A 20119-nucleotide genomic window follows, 5' to 3' on the forward strand; every position below is an offset into this window, starting at 1 on the left:
GGGCGCGCTGGTACTGGAAGAATATGAACATGCAAAAGCAAGAGGCGCGCATATTTATGCAGAAGTAGCCGGTGCAGCAATGACGGCAGACGCCTTTCATATGACGGCCACACACCCTGAAGGCCTGGGCGCTTTCCGCGCCATGCAGCTTGCTTTGGAAGATGCCGGTTTAAATGCCGCGCAGGTAGATTACCTGAATGCGCATGCCACCTCTACCCCGGTAGGGGACCTGAGCGAGATAGCTGCTATCAGCCGCCTGTTTGGCACACAACCGGTACAGCTGCACGTAAGCGCAACAAAATCCATGACAGGCCATTTGCTGGGCGCAGCCGGCGCTATTGAAGCCATTGCATGCGCGTTAAGCATTCAGCACGGTATTATACCGCCTACTATCAACACCACGCAGCTGGACCCTGCTATACCGGCGGGCATACAGATTGTTACCGGACAGGCTATTGAAAAAAAGGTGAAAGTAGCCATGAGCAATACGTTTGGTTTTGGCGGCCATAACGGTATTGTAGTGTTCAAGGAGCTGGCTTAATTTACTTTAAGGCTGACCTGGAAGCATGTAACATGTAAAAGTAAAATGCCGCGAAACCATTTACAGCACGCCGCTGGCTAAGTTTTACTTTTACATGTTACATTTAGGATTTTACATTCTTTGGGCCGGCCTTGCTGTTCAGGAGGTATCGCATACCCCTGCTGCCGGTTAACTGACGGTGCGTTACATAGTAGAATAAAATGCGTAGTAAAACAAACCTTTATCCTGTAGCGCTTCATTATCAAAGTATGTTTGCCTGAATTTATTTTTCCGCGGCGAAAAAAAATTTATCAAAAATTGTAGTTTTCAAAAATTGTTGTAATATTGCTACTGTGCTGTTGAAACTGTTGTGCAGCGGTTAAACTCCAAAAGAATCAGATTTTTTGTTTTAGAAAAAAATTGTTTACTCCAAAAATCACTCGTCCGGTTTTTATTATCAGCCAGGTTTTATTTTTCGTTATTCCCCAAGGTTTTGCTGTGTAGCAATGGCTATATGATCCTTATTATTTTTATCCTCCCCCAAGGGATAAATTGATCTCACATACGTTTCAGATCGTGTTATGCTTTTGTCCAGTTAACCACCGCTGGTATCTGTTGACTATTAATCCCAATGACTAAATGATCCGCACCTCACTGGAATTTATCAAAAAAGAGCTGGAGGCTTATATTGCAGAACGGGAGCAAGACCCCGCCAACTACAGCCCCGGCAACATAGTGGACCTAAAACCGCTTATTAAGCCCACCGGAGAACTGAATGTAACCGATACCACCCATGTTACCATTATGATGGCAGGTGTGGAAGAAGAACGCCGCGAAGGCAAGCGCCCCTATTATGTGCCTACGGATGATAAGCAGTATACGCGGCTAAACCCGCCGGTAGAGCTGAACCTGCTGATATTGTTTATTGCGCACAACGGGCATTATGAAACAGCGCTGCGCGACCTTTCCGATGTAGCGGGCTTTTTCCAGGCCAACCCCGTGTTTGACCAGCAACATTATCCCGCGTTGAACGCCAGCGTTACAGACCCCGTTAACAAACCCTGGCAGCTGATTGAACGGCTCACCTTTAAACTATACAACCTTTCTTTTGAGCAGCAGAATAATTTATGGGCCATGCTGGGCGGTAAATACTTTCCCAGCCTGGTATATAAAATGAATATGCTGACTGTATTCGACACCAAAGGCAAGGATAAAGCCCCGGGCATTACCGCGCTCAATTTTAAAGAGAACTAATACTTGTTATGTATGAATGGCATACAGGTAAAATACACCGAACTGTTTACCCTGTTTGTAGAACAATTGTTCTACCAGAACAAGGTATGTAAGCAATACAAAACCGATCCTGTTACGGATATAACGTTTACGCCTACACCGGAATGCCGGGACATTATGAGCAGCATGGACCTGCTGTTTAAGCCCACCCCCGCTACCGGCGGCTTTACCGTGCTGGCCAGCGTTTCCGGCACTACAGCGGGCGGCAATGAGCTGCTGCGCTTTGCGGCCAAAAAGGCCGGTAAGCTTACCTTTTTGCTGCTGCTGAAAAATCCCGAGCTGCTGAACTTTAACGACCTGCCGGTACAAGCCGGTGCAGAAAATATTTACTACTTCAGCAACAGCGTAGCCGATGCGGCTGCGCCGCGCAACAACCTGCACCTGGCAAAAGCCGCTACCGGCGCGGCGGAGGCAGACAGCATTAAAACCAGCAGCGCCGCCTATACGTTCCATAGCCCTACGCCCGTAGCACCCGGCACCGCTGCTGTTAAACATTTGCTTACAGGCGCCGGCATTGCCGAAAAAAATATTATTACACAATCCGGCGCATCCGATGTGTTCTTTGACCTTACGCCATTGCCATCGGGTGTTTGCCAGCTATGGATCAACCATGTGCTGCAGGACGAATTTTATTATCCCGGCAATATCTCCTACGGTCCTTTATTCGGCGTGGTTGAAATAGCGCTGTCGCCCCTGTTGGACGCCAATTACCGCGTTATTGAGGCCGACCGCTCCCTTACGCCCGGGCGCCCGCAGTATAAGCTGCGTTTTGTAAACCGCCCCACCATATGGCGGTACACCCTGCAGCTGCAGCCTAACAGCCCGCTGTTCCTGGAAATGGCGGGCATGAACCCTGCCGACAAAGCAGCTTTCCTGAACCAGCTAAATATTGTAACCAATGATACCAATGTGCATTTCCACCGGACCACCGCCACAGATACCATCATTGAAATGGTATCGGACAACGCGCTGGCCCTGCAGGAAAATTATTATTCCGCCTCCAGCACCACCCATGATACATTAAGCCTTACGCTTAAAAAATATATTGGTGACCCGGCCAAAGAAGCCGTGGTAAAGGCGAACCTGCCCTACCCTGCCACCGGCACCATTGATACCGCTAACGCCCCATTCATTTACTCCGACATTTTTCTAACACTTTAACTTTTAAAAAAATGGCAACTTACCGTTCCCCAGGTGTTTATGTAGAAGAAATAGCCTCCTTTCCACCGTCCATTGCAGAAGTTGAATCTGCGGTTCCCGCATTTGTAGGGTATACACAAAAAGCCGATTCACTGTCGCCCGGCGACCTGCTGAAAGTACCTACTCCTATCAGCAGCTGGAGCGAATATGTAACTTACTTTGGCGGTCCTGAAAAAGAAGACGGCGCCAATATTACGATTGCGGTGGATGAGCAACGCACGGGCACTGTAACCACCGGTTACAAGGTAACTGTTACCCCTAATGCAGCTAACCTGCGTAAACACATTCTTTACCATGCCGTAAAGCTGTTCTTTGCCAACGGCGGCGGTAAATGCTACATTGTATCTGTTGGCGATTACACGATGGCGCCTGCCAAAGCCGACCTGGAAGCCGGGCTGGATATGGTGGCGCTGGAAGATGTGCCCACTATACTGGCAGTGCCCGAAGCGGTGTTCCTGGCATCTGATGCAGAGTTCCAGAGCATTAACTCCAAAATGATAGACCAGGCTTCCACGCTGAAAGACCGCTTTGCCGTGCTTGATACCAAAGCCACCACTGTTCCCAAAACACCCACTTCTATACAGGCGGATGTAGATGTAACCATTGCCTCAATACCCGTAGGCGACAGTACCCGTTTTGCAGCTGTATACTACCCCTGGGTGCGCACCGCCTATGCTTACGAATTTGATTTTGACAACCTGCAGCTGAATGATCATAAAATAAACGGTGTGGATGCCACCGGCGCCGATAATAAGGAAGGCCCGCTGTCGGCCCTGAAAGCCAGCGCCTCTGTGCTGTATAACGCCATACAGGCCGAGTATGGCAAATACACCATTGCCCTGCCTCCCTCTACTGCCATTGCCGGCGTATATGCACGGGTTGACCGCGACCGCGGTGTATGGAAAGCCCCGGCCAATGTGGGCCTGGTGGATGTGGTAAAACCGCTGATCACTATTTCCAGGCAGGAGCATGATAGCCTGAACATTAACGCCACCAGCGGCAAATCTGTAAACGCCATTTTAAGCATGCCTGGTTTTGGCACCGTGGTAATGGGCGGCAGAACGCTGGACGGCAACAGCAACGACTGGAAGTACATTAACGTACGCCGCTTCTTCAGCGTAGTGGAAGAGTCTATCAAGAAATCCACCAACTGGGTAGTGTTTGAGCCGAATACCGCCAGCACCTGGACCAAAGTACAGGCCATGATAGAAAGCTACCTGTTCCTGAAATGGCGGGATGGCGCGCTGGCCGGGCCTAAGCCGGAGCTGGCCTACCAGGTGAACGTAGGGCTGGGCAAAACCATGAATGCCGTAGACATCCTGGAAGGCCGCATGATCATTGAGATCAGGATGGCGGTTGCAAGACCTGGTGAATTTATTATCCTGCAGTTTATACAGATCATGCAAAGCGCTTAATACGGCCGGCAACATTTATTTAACCATTACTAAAAATTAAATTCTTTATACAATGGCATACCCATTAACGGTTTTCCATTTCAGCGTATCCTGGGGTGGAGAAAATATAGGTTTTTCTGAAGTAAGCGGCTTATCGCAGGAGGTACAGGCAATAGAGTACCGCGACGGCTTAATGTCCGGCACCACCCTGCCCCTGAAAAGGCCGGGGCTGAAAAAGGCTGGCAATATTACCCTGAAAAAAGGCATGGTAGCAGACAACCTTGAGCTGTACAACTGGCTTAACAACAGCGGACAGCCCAATGTAGAACGCCGCGACCTGGTGATAACGCTGCTGAATGACGAAGGCGCGCCGGTATTTGTATGGAGCGTAGCACAGGCATGGCCGGTGAAATGCGAAGGCCCGGGCCTGAAAGCTTCGGGGAATGATATTGCCATAGAGTCTGTAGACCTGGCGCATGAAGGCATCACACTCAAAACCGCCTAAACAATGTCGGCGTATTATCCACCAACGGGGTTTCATTTCCGCGTTGAATTTTTAGGCGTGGGCGGAGCAGATAGCGATACCGAACAACGCTTCCAGGAAGTCAGCGGCCTTTCGTTTGAAGTAGAAACCGAAGAGCTGCGGGAAGGCGGTGAAAACCGTTTTGTGTACAAGCTGCCCAAAAGGGCCAAGTACCCCAACCTGGTGCTGAAGCGGGGCCTGCTTACCAGCACGGTGCTGCTGCAATGGCTGCAGGATGCGCTTCGTACTTACTTCACCGTTGTGATCTACGACTTTAAACCGGCTGACCTGCTGATTACTTTACTGGATGAATCAGATGCCCAGGTGGCCGTGTGGAAAGTGGTACAGGCCTACCCGGTGAAGTGGAGCACAGCCGACCTGCGCGCAACAGAGAACACCATCCTGGTGGAAACAATAGAGCTGGCGTACCAGTATTTTGAACGGCAGCCCGTGCAAAATACGGTGCTTAAATAACGGAAGTAAAAAGTAAAAATGCGGAACACAGCCTTAAACATTGCAATATGGCCGTACAGATCAACGAAGTAATTATAAAGGCAGTGGTAGACCCACGGCCCGACACCCGCAGCAAGGGAAGCACCAACCCGCCGGACTGCCCCCCTGCCACAGCCGGCGACCGCGATAACGAGCTGGCGGAAAAAATTCTGGAGATCCTTCGGGAGAAAAAAGAAAGATAATGGACGATCAAAGCCTGGCAAAGCTGCCCTTTAATCTCAAGATCATTCCCATAAATGATACAGGGTTTCCCATCGGCATTCCTTTTATTGCCATGTTTAACCCTGAGAATTTTACCATTCATGAGGATGTGGACTGGCTGGCGAACTGCCCGCCCGGCGCCCAGGGCGCCAACCTCAAATATAAAGGCACCAAGCCCCGCACCTTTACGCTGGAATTTATTATTGACGGCACCGGCGTTAACACCAATGGTGTAAAGATACCGGTTACTGCGCAGGTAGCGCTGTTCCGCGCCGCCACTACAGGTGTGAGAGGCGCCCTGCACAAACCGGCGTTCCTGCTGGTGCAGTACGGCCTTTTTATCTGCACCTGCGCATTAAACAGCTCCAATGTTACCTACAGCCTGTTTGATTTTACCGGCCTGCCCATCAGGGCAAAGATCAGCGCTTCGTTTACGGAGCATACCGTACCAACGCTGAGCGATATTTTAGGCATGCTGTCATCGCCCGACCTTACGCATTATAAAACCGTAACTGAAGGCGAGCTGCTGCCGGTGCTCACCAACGAGATCTATAATAACCAGCTTTATTACCTGCAGGTAGCAAAGGTGAACAAGCTTAAGAACTTCAGGAAGCTGCAGGCCGGCACCCAGCTGAAGTTTCCGCCAATAGACAGTAACAACGGTTCCCGTAAAACTCAAACCCAGTAAGCATATGGGCGTATTAGACAGTTTACCCCCCGGCACACAGCCCACCCGGTATACCATTACCCGCAAGGTGTTTATCAACGGCACGGTGCTCAGCAACGAAATACAGCTGGCACAGATCACCGTTAATAAATCCTTCAACAAAATTGCCTATGCGCGCCTGGTGTTTGCCGACGGCTCTGCCAGCGAACGCAACTTCCCACTCAGCAACGACGATAAGTTTAAGCCGGGCAGCGAAATCCGTGTGCAGCTGGGCTATGAAGGCGAAGCCGACACCGTGTTTGAAGGCGTTATTGTAAAACATGCCATCAAAGTAAGCCAGCAGGGCACCCTGCTGCTGATAGAAGCAAAAGACAAAGCCATAAAGCTGGCAGCAGCCCGCAAGAACGCCTACCACCTTAATAAAAAAGACAGTGAGGTAATCACGAACCTGGCCAGGAGCGGCGGCCTGCAGCCAACGGTAGCCCCCACCAACACCCCGCACACACAGCTGGTGCAGTTTGATACGAGCGACTGGGACTTTATTGTTACCCGCGCCGAAGCCAACAGCATGCTGGTGCTTACCGACGACGGGCAGCTGATCGTAAAAAAGCCGGACACCGCTTCCACCCCCGTGCTCACCGCCACCTTTGGCGATAACATCTGGGAGTTTGAAGGCGAAATGGATGCCCGCCGGCAGCTGCAAAGCGTAACCAGCCGGTCGTGGGACTATACAAAACAGGAGCCCGAAACCTCCGGCGCAGGTACTGCCACCTTTACGGAGAACGGCAACATTACCTCCAATGACCTGGGCACCGTGTTGGGCGCGCAGGTACAGCTGGTACATAACGGGCACTTAACCCAACAGCAGCTGCAGGACTGGTCAGACGCTTATGCGCTGCGCAGCCGCCTGTCCAAAGCCATTGGCCGCGTGCGGGTGGAAGGCAATGCCGCGGTAAAGCCGGGCACCATGATCACCCTGGCCGGCGTAGGCGACCGCTTTAACGGCAATGTGTTTGTAACCGGCGTGCTGCATCACTTTGAAGGCAACTGGCAAACAGATATACAATTCGGCTGGCGTGAAGAATGGTTTTATAAAAAAGAAGATGTAATGGATAAACCAGCCGCGGGATTGCTGCCCGGCGTAAACGGGCTGCAGATAGGCACCGTGGTGGACCTGGATGATAAAGAAGGCGGCGGCCAGTACCGCGTTAAGGTGCACATTCCTTCCATCACCAGCAGCAACGAAGGCATTTGGGCGCGTGTAGCCACCCTGGACGCCGGCGCTAACCGGGGCGTGTACTTTCGACCGCAGGTAAGCGATGAAGTGGTGCTGGGCTTTTTGAACGACGATCCCCGCGAGCCGGTAATAGTAGGTTACCTGCACAGCAAAAGCAACAAGCAATCCCCGCTGCCCGAGCAGGACGGCTCGCTGCAGTACGGGTTTGTAACCAAAGAAGGCATTAAGCTCATTTTTGACGATACCAACAAGCGTATGACCCTGCGGGTGCCTGCAGGCAGCAGCGAAAAGTCGCTGACCATCAACAACGATTCCAGCGCCATTGAGCTGAAAGATGACCACCAGAATACGATTAAGATGGATTCATCCGGCATTACCATACAGGCCGGCACCGGGAATGTGGTGATAAAAGGAACGCAGGTTAAGATCAATTAATAATGAAGAATGAATAATTAATAATAAGGGCGGTGGGTGTATGAGGCGCTTAAGAAGCAAGAAAACACCGGTACGATTAAAAAATTCCTAATTCGTAATTGACAATTCGTAATTAAGATCATGCCCGCAGCAGCAAGAGTAAGCGATAACCACACCTGCCCCATGGCAAATCCCAATGGCAATCCGCATACGGGCGGTCCCATTATGCCGGCAGGCGTACCAACAGTACTGATCGGCGGTCAGCCTGCCGCAGTAGTAGGCACCCAATGTGTATGCGCCGGCCCGCCGGACAGCATTACCAAAGGATCCAGCTCTGTGCTGATCGGCGGAAAGCAGGCCGCGCGGCAGGGCGATATGACCGCACATGGCGGCACAATAGCAGCCGGTTTTCCATCGGTGATCATTGGCGGCTGATATTTCATTAATCACAACTAACCACAACGTCATGCAAAATACCGACAGATCATTTTTAGGAACAGGCTGGAGCTTTCCCCCCACCTTCCGCAGGGAATGGTACGGCCCTGAAATGCTGAAAGAGGAAGCTGATGTGCGCAGCAGCATACACATCATCCTCTCTACCATTACCAGCGAGCGGGTAATGCTGCCCACCTTTGGCTGTAACCTCCAGCCCCACGTGTTTGATCCGCTGAATGTGCCTACCATTGCCATGATAGAAAAGATAGTGCGGGAAGCGCTCATTTACCATGAGCCCCGGATCATTGTGGAGAACCTTACCTCTACCCCATTCCAGGCAGAAGGACGGCTGGAGATCAACATTGAATACAGCATTATTACTACCAATACCCGTTACAATTACGTATTCCCCTTCTATATCAATGAGGCTACGAACATTGAAACGGTGAAGCCTGTATAACACAGGGCCGAACATTGTTTGGCAACACTATTCATCAATCAAACTAATTATGACGTTCAGATGAGCAATTGTCATTGTCATACCACTATTAACCGCGATGGATCCGGTCAGCTGGGCCGGTACCTGAAAGCGCTGGACCCCGGTTATGCGCCGGTGGATGATCGCAGTTTTGAAGACCTGCTGGTATTTGCCAAAAGATATGCCGCACAAATACGGTTTTACGATATTCCCGCCAGCCAGGTAGAAGATGATACGCCGGCCGCACAGGTAAGCTGGCGCGAGTTTTTCCGGCATGATATGGCGGTTATAGCCGCATCCATTGGCACCATAGACCTTGCACAGATAAAAAAGGACTATGACGAGAACCGCGCCCGGCTGGACCTGCAGCCTAACGGTAATACCTATGCCAACCTTTTTGATCCCATTTTGGGTATGCTGGCCAGGCTTGACCGCTGGTATTCGCTGGCCATCCCCCAAAACCCTTTGTATGCCGATCTTACGCTGGCTATCCAGTCAACCCTGCAGGAGCAGGTGAAAAAGATGATCGCCTATGAAGAGGGGTTTAAGCTGGTAGATGCCAAGAACAGCTTTACGCTGGACTTCTCCCCTATTGAGAACGATGACGTATGGAAGATCAATGACGCGGTGGATGCAGACATCAGCATATACGAAGGCAGCACCCCGGAAGATAAGATCCGTTATGCGGCCCTGTTCGTAGACGCCATTTTCCTGAGCTTCTATGGCGTAATAAGCCAGCTGGTAGAGCGTTCGGAAAGCTACCTGCAATATGCCATGGAACAATACCCCGCGCATCAGCCGCACATGGCGCTGTTCATTGCCTTCCTGCAGCTGTTTCGCCTGGCGCAGGAGCAAATGAATACGCTTACCGGCCGTATGCTGGACTTTTACTACCGGGAGGTATTGCAGCTCACAGAAAAACCGGCGCTCCCCGACCGCGCTTTTGTAATATTCGAGCTGGCAAAAGATGTGGCCAGCTACGACCTGGAGCCCGGCACTGCGCTGGATGCGGGCAAAGATGCCGCCGGTAAGGACCAGGTGTACAAAACCGCTGATCCGCTGGTAGTAAACCAGGCCAAAGTAAAAGAGCTGAAAACGCTGTTCATTGAAAAACTGCCCCTGGAAGCCGCTGAAGATGATAAAACCATCCACGCCATGTATGCCCGGCCGGTAGCCAACTCACAGGACGGCTACGGCACCGCGTTCACCGATCCTTACCCCAAGTGGCCCACCTTTGGCAAAGGCAGCAATCACCCCGGCAGTCCTAAAAACATTTGCGAAGCGCTGGACATTATTAACGATGAGCTGAACACCCGCAATGAAACCGCCATTGGATTTGCCATTGCATCGCCGCAGCTGGTAATGCAGGGGGGCAACCGCCTGGTAACCCTGCGCAGCGCAGGCATTGCCGAGCTGTTTGCAGGCGGCGGCGTAGAAATATGGTTTACCGCAGAAGAAGGCTGGCTGAAGATAGATACCCCCATTACCACCGCGCAGTTTACAAAGCTGTATGCCAACGAGTTTTTCACAAATGATGAAAACCTGGGCGCCTGCTACTATTTAGATACGGCTGTACCCAACACCATACAGGTATTTTTACCCATCGCGGAAAAAGGCATTATTCCTTTTGATGCGAAACTGCACCCGGGTCGCACGTACAATACGGCATTCCCTGTTATGCAGGTAATGGTGGGGCCGGAGATCAACCTTTCTGCTGCACGCTACAGGAACCTAAGCTACGCCGATTTGTCCATTGCCGTAAGAGTAGGCTCGTTCAACGATTATCCCATTATTGGTATAGCAGCAGCTGCCTTCCAGAAAGACAGCTTTGCCAACTTCGACGGCTTAAAGGTGCTAACCCTGCAGAACGACGATGGCCTGCTTACACCCGGCAAGCCATTTGATCCGTTTACCGCCTACCCTAAAACCGGCAGCACTTTTTACATTGGCAGCAATGAAGTGTTCAACAAACCGCTGAAAGAGCTGTCTGTGAACATACGCCATGTAAACAGCAGCGATGCGTTAACCGACATCAATGAACGTACGGTTGATTACAAGGTGAGCGTGCTGCAGAACCGCCAGTGGCAATACCTTACAACCAAACAGTGGGGACGCAGCACCTTTAATGAGCAGGAGCTTACCTATGATATACTGTATACCGGCGGCAACGGGGATAATGTACCCTCTACAGAAATAGACCTGCCGCGGCCTCCCCTGGCCTATCCCACGGAATGGGAAAACGGCAGAACAGTAAAAGGTTTTATACAGATAGAAAACCAGTTCTTTATAGATCCCAATAGCCAAACGTTTTTCCAGGATGCTGTTTCCTATGCTTCCTACTTTAAGATCAAAGAAGTTTCGCTGAGCTATTACTCAGAGCTGGCAGCCCTGGAAGCAGGCACAGACCAGGTTTTCCATGTTTATCCTTTTGGCGCGGCGGAAATAGACCTTGCAACGGGCATTAACCAGGTGAGATCATTTGCCCACCTCGAAAACGTGGTGGTTCCCATCAGGAACCTGCCCTCCCGGCTGGGCCGTAAAACCGCCGACCTGCTGGTAGATGCAAAGGGCGCGCTGCTGCCGCAGTTCACATGGGAAAGCCCTTACAGCCAGTACACACAGGACACGGAGGATAACGGCACAGTAGATACCTCCGCTGGTTTAGCTACCAGCACTACACTGGATGCCAGCGGCCAGCCGGCCGCCGTTGCAAAAGATAAGGCAACAGCCAAAGCGCAGGCCCGCGACGCCAGCGACCGGTACCTGGCCAAACTGCTGCTAAACGCCAGCGGTATTGACACCGGTGCACAGCTGAACCAATACTCGGGCACCATACAGGAAGCTGGTATGCTGTTCATTGGGCTGGAAAAAGTGCAGCCCCTGCAAACCCTCTCGCTCCTGTTCCAGTTTGCGGAAGGCACGGCGCAGGATGAGGAAAATGACCCGCCGCCCGTGCACTGGTCGTACCTGAGCAACAACGAATGGCGCCCGCTGAACGGCGAAGCCATTGTGTTTGACGGCACCTATGACTTTCAGACCACCGGCATTATAAAAATAGATGTGCCGGAAGACGCCACGAACAACAATACGATTATTACCGGCGGCCTGCACTGGTTCTGCGCCAGCGTAACCGGCCATGCCGACCGTTTCCCCATGCTGGTGGATGTGGTAGCGCAGGCGGTGGAAGCTGTTTTTGATAATAACGGCAACGACCCCTCGCACTTTGACAATGCATTACCTGCGGGCAGCATCAGCGGCCTGTCTGTAAAAGTGGCGGAGGTGAGCAAAGTGCAGCAGCCCTTTGCCTCTTTTGACGGTAAGCATGCAGAGGTGGGCCAAACTTTTTATACCCGTGTAAGCGAACGGCTGCGCCATAAAGGCCGCGCCATTAATGCCTGGGATTACGAACACCTGGTGCTGAACCGTTTCCCCGGCATCTACAAAGTAAAATGCATACCGTATACAGATCCCAATTGCTTATGCCGGGAACATGCAACGGCGCCAAATGCAAACGGCCAGCAGCAAACCACCTGCTGCGGACCGCAAATAGCGCCGGGCCATGTGCTGCTGGTGGCTATTGCCAACCTGAAGAACCGCAATGCCATTAACCCGCTGCAGCCCAAAACCAGCCGCCGCACCCTGCTGGAAATTGAGGACTATCTTAAAAAAAGAAGCACTCCTTTTGTGCAGATCAGGGCGCGTAACCCGCTGTACGAACAGGTGCTTACCTTCTTCCGCGTAAAATTTGTATCGGGTACCGATAAAGGCTATTACCTGAAAAAGCTGAATGAAGAGCTGGTACATTTCCTTACCCCGTGGGCTTTTGATGAAAATGCCGATGTGCAGTTCGGGCAAAAGATATATGCTTCCTCTATCGTGAATTTTATTGAAGAAAGGCCATACGTAGATTTTATTACCGATTTCCTGCTGTTTGTATGTAAGGATGAATGCTGCCCTCCAACAGCAGACAACCCCAACGGCAATGATGATAACAGTGATGATAATGACATGCCGGATGTGCTGGACCGCCTGACCGGCTGCAATGATGTGGAGCAGCTGCTGCAGGACCAGCTGAACTTTATTGGCGTGGTGGTAGCGCAGCCATCTACCCCGCGTTCCATACTGGTATCGGTACCCAGGCATATTATTGTGCCTTATGAGGAGCCGGTGAAACCTTCGCGCTGCGAACAAAGAGCCGCCGCACAGGTACTGGTTCCCGGCCCTGTAGCCGGTGTACCGCGCATACCGCAGGCCACGGAGCCGGCGCCGGAAAGGCCGCAGGCTACCGGTACGCCCGCTGTACCAACAACCGGCACGAATGCCGCAGTAGAAAAAACAACGCCTGCCACAGGTCAGCCAACGGCGGATAAAACGGCGGCAGAAAAAGCAACAGGTAGTACAGGAACAGCTGCACCGGCAAACAAAACCGCAACGGATAAAGGAACAGCCGCCACAGACAAAACAACCGCTGCTACACCTGCAGCTGATAAAACAGCAGCGGAGAGTACCACAACATCAGCAGCAGATAAAGGAGCAGCAGATACTGCCGGCAAGCCGGCCGGTCAGCCGGCGCCTGAAAAAACGCCTGCCGCCCCGCTGAAGCTGACCGGCGCTAAAAAAGCCACCAAAAAAACAGATAAGAAGAACCCCAAATGATCCATCCCCATAAATTAAGCCGAACATGCAAGAGCCAGTAACATTAATAAAATCCAATCCGCTGCTGCCTGCAGAAGACTATCCCGCGCTGCGCGACAAAGGCATACAATACATAGCAAAGCTGGGCAGCGATATTTGGACGGATTACAATAACTCGGACCCCGGCATCACCATACTGGAAGCGGTTTGTTATGCCATCACAGACCTCTCATACCGTACGGACTTTGACATGAAAGACCTGCTGGCGCCGGAACAGCTGAACAGCAACACCTGGAAACAGATCTTTTATACCGCCCGGCAAATACTGCATAACAGCGCCCTTACCATTAACGACTACCGCAAGCTGGTGATTGACATTAAAGGCGTGCGCAATGCCTGGATAGAGCCCAGCAAAGATTATGAAGTACCGGTATGGATAGATTATAACGATGTGGAGCTGCGCGACGAACCTGGCTGCGATTGCGACGACGCGCATGAAAAGATCTGCTACGGCAAGCTCGGGCTGGAGTCGCTGAGCACCGAACAGGTGAACGCCTACCGCGGCAAAAAAACAGAAGAGATCAATGCTACCCTGCAAAAACTAAGCGCCAGCCAAGCCGCACTGGGAACAAAGATCACCGACCTTACCACGCAGATAAACATGCCGGACATTGATCCCACCAAAAAGGCCGCGCTGATCGCCGAAAGAGAGCAGCTGCAGCAGCAGGTGCAGGATATACAGCGTAAGGTTGCTGCGTTGAACACCATGCTGGTTTACCTTTCACCCAACAACACCGTATTGCCTTCCAAGATCGTTGAGTTTGAAGGATTGTATAACGTGATGATAGAATATGAGGAAGATGTGCTGCAGGCCGACCAGCGCGAAGAAGTACGGCAGCTGGTGCTGGACCGCCTGAGCGCCCACCGCAACCTGTGCGAAGATTTCCTGAGCATTAACGGCGTGGAGTATGAAGACTTTGGCATTATGGCATCCATAGCCCTGGAAGAATATGCAGACCCCGACCAGGTGCTGGCGCAGGTGTTCTTCATCATCTACAAATACTTTACCCCTTCCGTGCCTTTCCATACCATTGCGCAAATGCAGGAAAAGGGCTACCTCATAGATGAAATATTTGAAGGTCCTGCCCTGCGGCACGGCTTTATTGACGATGTTGAGCTGGAAGCCACCGACTTTTTCCGCGACATCCGCCTGTCGGACATCATCAACGAAATAGCCGACATTAAAGGCATTAAAGCCATCACCTACCTGCACCTTTCCAATGGCGATACCGGCGACGCGGCAGCAGATAAAAATTTCTTTTACCAGTGGCTTAACTACCTGCGCGAGCAGCGGAAGGTAGCCCGTATACAGCCTGCCGGCTCGCAGATCATTTTCTGCAAGGAACGTGAGCTGGTAACCTACTACACCGGCCGCAGCGCCGACCGCCGGCCCGAAAGGATGCTGAAGCTGTTCAACGACCTGAAGGTGCTGGAACGCAAATACAAGCTGGAAGGCCATACAACCGACCTGCCCATACCTGCGGGAGAGAACATGGACCTGGAAGATTACTATCCCGTAACCTACTCCCTGCCTATGTGCTACGGCGTTAGCGACCGCGCCGGCCTGCCACCGGGCGCCGATGAAACCCGGCAGGCACAGGCACTGCAGCTCAGGGGCTATATGCTGTTCTTTGAGCAGCTGCTGGCTGATTACCTGGTGCAGCTTAACCACCTGCGCGACCTGTTTACTTTTGATGACACGGTAAAGCATACCTATTTCACCCGCGCGCTCACGGAGCTGGAAAATCTTAAAGACCTGATCGTAGACCACGGCGCGCCCAATACCTGGGAGCAGGTATTAAAAGAGTTCACCCATGTGATCCGGAACCTGGTAGAAACACCCAAAATATTCCAGGACAGGCGCAACCGCTTCCTGGATCATATGCTGGCGCGCTTTAGCGAAGACCTCAGCGAGTATGAGCAGATCAGCGCCTGGCTTACGCCCTATAAAATAAAGGAGCGGATGATACAGGATAAAGTGCGCATACTCAAAGACGGTGAGTATTACCAGATCAGCACTAACCGGGGTATTGGCTATAACTATGCGCAAAACGACATATGGGACACTTCGAATGTTTCGGGAACAGAACGGCGGGTAAGCCGCCTGCTGGGCTTCCGCAATGCAAAACGCAGAACACTGGCGCCTGATTATGTGATAGTAGAACCGGTAATGGAAACTGATGAAAAAACAAAAGCGCCCGTTTGGAAAAAGAATAAGAAAGGCCAGCATGTAAACACCATCAAGCTGGTTGACCCTGAAAATAAAGAAACCGTGCTGCTCACCAGTATTGAGGTAGCAGACGGCTGCTGTACGGAGTCGCTTATCAGCGAGCTGCTGGAGTTTGCCGATGACCGGCATAACTTCCAATTCCATGATGAGCTGCGGCAGCGCAGCCGTAAATCAGCCGGGCAAATAGGCACTTTCTGGTATGAGCTGTGGGATGGCCCTGACCCCGAAACCGCCATAGCCATTGCCACTGGCGAAAAATTTGATAAACAGGAAGACCGCGAAAAAGCTTTCAAACGCCTGCAGTACATAATGGACGAGCTGAATAACAATGAAGGTTTGCACCTGGTTGAGCACCTGCTGCTGCGTCCTAAGTTTGATGGCGCCCTGGATGAAGCCGGCAATGCTATTCCCGTTGGTATGCTGGACATTTGTTTAGACCAGTGCGACCTGGGCATAGGCCTGGGCCAAAACACCGATGTGCCGCCTTACCGCAAACGGGTATACCGCATACCTGCTGAAAAGTGTTTTGATAACCTGCCCTGGGTGCTGGAATACATCCGTAAGAACGCAAACCCCGCCATCGGTGACCAGTCGTTCCTTTTCCAGGAAGCCTTTGCAGACGGTACCGCGCCTGTATCATTAAAATTCCGCCGTTACGAAAACCTGGCCAAGCGGGTAAAAGACCTGCAGGAATACGGCTCTGAGCGGGTGAACTACACCATTGTATCAAACGGGGAGGAAGATCCGGCAAAACTCAAATACAGCTTTATCATACATGGCGATAAAGACATTGTGCTGGCGCAAAGCAGCTTTATCTTTAACAAGCAATCAAAGCAGCCCGGCGCACCGGACGTGCCGGATGATATTGAAAAAGAGATTGCGCAGCTGATCGCTTATTTCAGCTTCCAGCTGGACCTGTACTGTGCCGCCGACCCTTGCGATAATAACGAAGACCCCTACTCTTTCCGCGCCACCGCCATATTTCCCTGCTGGCCCAAACGCTTCCGCGACGCCACTTTCCGCAACCTGGTGGAAAAAACGGTACAAACGGAGTCCCCCGCGCATGTATATACGCGCGTGGTATGGGTAGGCATTAGTGAAATGCAGCGCTTTGAAAAAGTGTATTACGACTGGCTGCTGGAAATGTCGCAAACAGAAATGCCCGGCTTTGAAAAGGTAAATCCGCTGGTAGACGTGCTGAACACCCTGCAGCCCTGCGGAGAATGTAAGGATGATTGCAGCAAAGGCACGGCCGATGAGGTGAGGAACGGGAAGCAGTAGCATGAAGAATTAAGAATGAAGAATTAATAATTCATAATGAGAGAAAGGCGGTCTTACTATGAGCCGGTACCGTTGATAATTAGTAGTAACGGGGGTATATGAAGTATGATGTACCGGCTAAACAATAATAAACTGCATAATGCACCTTATCAATAAACTACAGTTTGAAGTTAGCTGCCCGGATGAAGAGCTGGCGCTGAACCTGCGCTATAACTTCTCCCTCACTTACCAGGAGCAGATCATGGAAGTGGTGGACCGGGTGTGCACGAAATATGTAGATGACGCTGAACAGCTGCGTATAGATAAGCTGGAAATAGACCTGGGCGCATTCAGTCCTCATGGTTTTGGCGCACAGTTCAGTGAGGTGTTCCTGGCAAAGTTTGAGCAGGCATTCCGGCAAAAGCTGGCAGGCATTTCACAGGCGCAGCGGCAGCAGGCCAGGCAGCTTTCCAACATGGAAATGTGGCAGTACTTCCTGTTAAATGGCACATTGCCCTGGTGGGTGGATGAAACAGCGCTGGACCTGCAGGAAACAACACTGCAGCTAATAAAGGAGCAGCCGGCCGCCCTGCAAAGCTTTTTACAAAGCCAGCGTAACCATCCGCACCTGTGGCAACGCTTAACGCTGCAGTTCACGAATACCGTAAAAGCACAGCTGATAACCCTTCTGCCTGCGCTGGTCAATGCCCAAATGCTTATACAGGAATGGCAGCAGGCCATTGGCCGGCAGCTTACGCCGCCGCCTGCAGTTGCCGCGCCTGGAAAGCTAACGGACATACTGCTGGAAAATGCGCCCCTGCTGCAAAGCGCGCCTGCAGATAAAAATGCAGCCTGGCAGGTGTTCACCAGCAGTGTGGCAACACTTTTAATTGTTACGCCGGAGCAGCAAAGCAGCATAGTAACAGCTTTACTGCCTGCGCTGGCGGCGGCAAAGGGCTTGCAATTACCGGAAGCCGCAGCAGCGGCAAAAGCGGTTCCCCCTGCAGCGGAAGTATTGCTGCAAACAGCATACAGCACACCAGCAGCGGATGAACGATACGCGGTGCGGCACGCAGGTGTAATACTGCTGGCAGCATTCCTGCGCCCCTTTTTTACCACCCTTGAGCTGTGGACCGGCAAAGGGTGGCAGCACAAAGCCGCCTGCTACCGCGCCGTGCACCTGCTAAAATACCTGTGCACCGGGCAACAGCAGGCGCCGGAATACAGCCTGGTAATGGAAAAAATCTGCTGCGGCCTGCCCCTGGATGAGCCCATACCGCTGGATATAATGCTCACGGAAAAGGAGATCAGTGAAAGCAAGCTTTTACTGGAAAGCATTATCGGACACTGGAAAATGCTGAAAAATACCTCCGTGAACGGGCTGCGGGAAACCTTCCTGAAAAGGGACGGCATCCTCTCGCGCCAGGAAAACAACTGGCGGCTGCAGGTAGAACAAAAAACCCTGGATGTGCTGCTGGACAGCATTCCCTGGGGCTTTTCCACCATCAGCCTGCCCTGGAACGGGTATTTGATATTCGTGGAATGGTAATTACCAAACAATCACAACCAGCGGCTATGCGCTAAAAGCCAACAGCTGTCTTAACCACCGCAACTAAAAGTTAAGAGCTAGAGGCCAATAGCTAACAGCCAATAACTTAATCATATGACCAACGGCGCAACAGTGATGGAAGGACCGCTAACCACGGTAAACCGCTTAGATCAGAATGCAGCCAGCCTCTCGGCAGAGATCACCTGGTTTGCTGCGGTAGTGAATGCGCGTTTGAGCGGGTACTTCAATAAGGAAACAGCCGGCGCTTCACCGGAAGATACTACGCCCCCTGACCTGGTGAACGACCACTCTGTGTACGCGGAATTTGTAAGCTATTATAAGCTAACGCGCGATGAGCGCCTGCTGCTGATGCTAACCCTTATCCCGCACGTGCAGCCGCATTTGCTGGATGTTTTCTTTAGCATCAACAAAGCCTCCGGCCGTGGGCATACGGAGTTCGGCGGCATTAAAGGCGCAAGGCACAGCGGCTTTTTACCCACTATAGAAACGGCCCTGTTCCTGCTGGCCGGTAATGACCTGGCCCACCGTTTCCGCCTGCAAAAGCTGTTTGAACCGGAGCACATTTTCTCTGCCCACCAGATTATTACCATTGACCCCCCACCGGGCAATGAGCCCTTTTACAGCAGCCCTGTGAGCATTTCAGAGGAGTATGTTGATTTCTTTACCACAGGCCAGTTCCGCAAGCCCGCCTTCAGCATGGAGTTTCCGGCCAGGCGGCTCAGCACTTCGCTGAACTGGACCGACCTGGTGGTGGATGAATTTACCGCGCAGCAGCTGGATGAGCTGCGCATATGGGTACAGCACGGCGCCCGGCTGTATGACGACTGGGGCATGAGCAAAAAGCTGAAACCCGGCTACAAAGTGCTGTTCCACGGCCCGCCCGGCACCGGCAAAACATTAACCGCCTCCCTGCTGGGCAAGCTGTATAACCTGGATGTGTACCGTGTGGATCTTTCCATGGTGATCTCCAAATACATTGGCGAAACAGAAAAGAACCTGGAGAAGGTGTTTAAAAAAGCAGAGAACAAAAACTGGATATTATTCTTTGACGAAGCAGATGCCTTGTTTGGCAAACGCACCACCATATCCGACTCGCATGATAAATACGCCAACCAGGAAATAGCGTACCTGCTGCAGCGGCTGGAGGACTACCGGGGCCTGGTAATACTGGCCTCCAACATGCGCAATAATGTGGACGAAGCATTTACCCGCCGCCTGCAGGCAATTATACATTTTCAGGCGCCCCGCCCAAGGGAAAGGCTGCGGCTGTGGCACAACGCATTCAGCAGGCAATGCCAGCCGCCGGGCGTCGCGGAGCTGGAACGTATTGCGCAGCAGTATGAGCTGTCGGGCGGCGCTATTATGAACGTGGTGCAGTATGCCTCCTTAATGGCGTTGAACCGCAACAGCAGCCATATACTGGTAGACGACCTGCTGCAGGGCATCCGCAAGGAATTTAAAAAAGAGGGTAAAACCATTTAAATACAAA

General features: G+C 51.9%; 15 protein-coding genes. All 15 read left to right on the forward strand.

The features are described 5' to 3' along the window. The coding region (locus tag VFS25_RS13820; RefSeq protein ID WP_414647737.1) for a beta-ketoacyl-[acyl-carrier-protein] synthase family protein at positions 1 to 541 on the forward strand (541 nt) is incomplete at its 5' end. Between the two features lie 618 nt (positions 542 to 1159). Further along, positions 1160 to 1774, forward strand: coding sequence for a DUF4255 domain-containing protein (locus tag VFS25_RS13825; protein ID WP_326462744.1), 615 nt, complete (start codon positions 1160 to 1162; stop codon positions 1772 to 1774). Positions 1775 to 1786: 12 nt separating this feature from the next. Then, on the forward strand, positions 1787 to 2974 hold the full coding sequence (locus VFS25_RS13830; RefSeq protein WP_326462745.1) for a hypothetical protein: 1188 nt from the start codon (positions 1787 to 1789) through the stop codon (positions 2972 to 2974). 11 nt (positions 2975 to 2985) lie between these two features. Then, positions 2986 to 4428 carry a phage tail sheath family protein gene (locus VFS25_RS13835; RefSeq protein ID WP_326462746.1) on the forward strand — a complete coding sequence of 481 codons (1443 nt, stop codon included), beginning with the start codon at positions 2986 to 2988 and terminating at the stop codon, positions 4426 to 4428. A gap of 52 nt (positions 4429 to 4480) precedes the next feature. After that, the gene (locus VFS25_RS13840) at positions 4481 to 4912 is read left to right on the forward strand and encodes a phage tail protein (protein ID WP_326462747.1); all 432 of its coding nucleotides are present in this window, start codon (positions 4481 to 4483) and stop codon (positions 4910 to 4912) included. 3 nt (positions 4913 to 4915) lie between these two features. Then, positions 4916 to 5404 (forward strand): phage tail protein, encoded by a 489-nt coding sequence (locus tag VFS25_RS13845; RefSeq protein WP_326462748.1) that lies wholly within the window; start codon positions 4916 to 4918, stop codon positions 5402 to 5404. 47 nt (positions 5405 to 5451) lie between these two features. Then, a complete protein-coding gene (locus VFS25_RS13850) occupies positions 5452 to 5625 on the forward strand; it encodes a DUF5908 family protein (protein WP_326462749.1) in 174 nt (57 codons plus the stop codon). Beyond that, positions 5625 to 6332, forward strand: coding sequence for a hypothetical protein (locus tag VFS25_RS13855; RefSeq protein ID WP_326462750.1), 708 nt, complete (start codon positions 5625 to 5627; stop codon positions 6330 to 6332). The genes VFS25_RS13850 and VFS25_RS13855 overlap by 1 nt, the downstream gene beginning before the upstream one ends. Before the next feature lie 4 nt (positions 6333 to 6336). Beyond that, the gene (vgrG, locus tag VFS25_RS13860; protein WP_326462751.1) at positions 6337 to 7983 is read left to right on the forward strand and encodes a type VI secretion system tip protein VgrG; all 1647 of its coding nucleotides are present in this window, start codon (positions 6337 to 6339) and stop codon (positions 7981 to 7983) included. Positions 7984 to 8103: 120 nt separating this feature from the next. After that, complete coding sequence (locus VFS25_RS13865; RefSeq protein WP_326462752.1) at positions 8104 to 8397, forward strand: PAAR domain-containing protein; 294 nt, start codon at positions 8104 to 8106, stop codon at positions 8395 to 8397. 31 nt (positions 8398 to 8428) lie between these two features. After that, a complete protein-coding gene (locus tag VFS25_RS13870) occupies positions 8429 to 8857 on the forward strand; it encodes a GPW/gp25 family protein (protein WP_326462753.1) in 429 nt (142 codons plus the stop codon). Between the two features lie 60 nt (positions 8858 to 8917). Beyond that, positions 8918 to 13531, forward strand: coding sequence for a hypothetical protein (locus tag VFS25_RS13875; RefSeq protein ID WP_326462754.1), 4614 nt, complete (start codon positions 8918 to 8920; stop codon positions 13529 to 13531). A 25-nt stretch (positions 13532 to 13556) separates the two neighbouring features. After that, positions 13557 to 17081, forward strand: a complete 3525-nt coding sequence (locus VFS25_RS13880; RefSeq protein WP_326462755.1) for a hypothetical protein — start codon at positions 13557 to 13559, stop codon at positions 17079 to 17081. A 139-nt stretch (positions 17082 to 17220) separates the two neighbouring features. Next, the gene (locus VFS25_RS13885; protein WP_326462756.1) at positions 17221 to 18609 is read left to right on the forward strand and encodes a contractile injection system tape measure protein; all 1389 of its coding nucleotides are present in this window, start codon (positions 17221 to 17223) and stop codon (positions 18607 to 18609) included. Between the two features lie 114 nt (positions 18610 to 18723). Continuing rightward, positions 18724 to 20112, forward strand: coding sequence for an ATP-binding protein (locus VFS25_RS13890; RefSeq protein ID WP_326462757.1), 1389 nt, complete (start codon positions 18724 to 18726; stop codon positions 20110 to 20112). Positions 20113 to 20119 lie beyond the last annotated feature (7 nt).

The sequence above is a fragment of the Chitinophaga sp. genome, assembly GCF_035761305.1.
In the GTDB taxonomy this organism is placed as follows: domain Bacteria; phylum Bacteroidota; class Bacteroidia; order Chitinophagales; family Chitinophagaceae; genus Chitinophaga.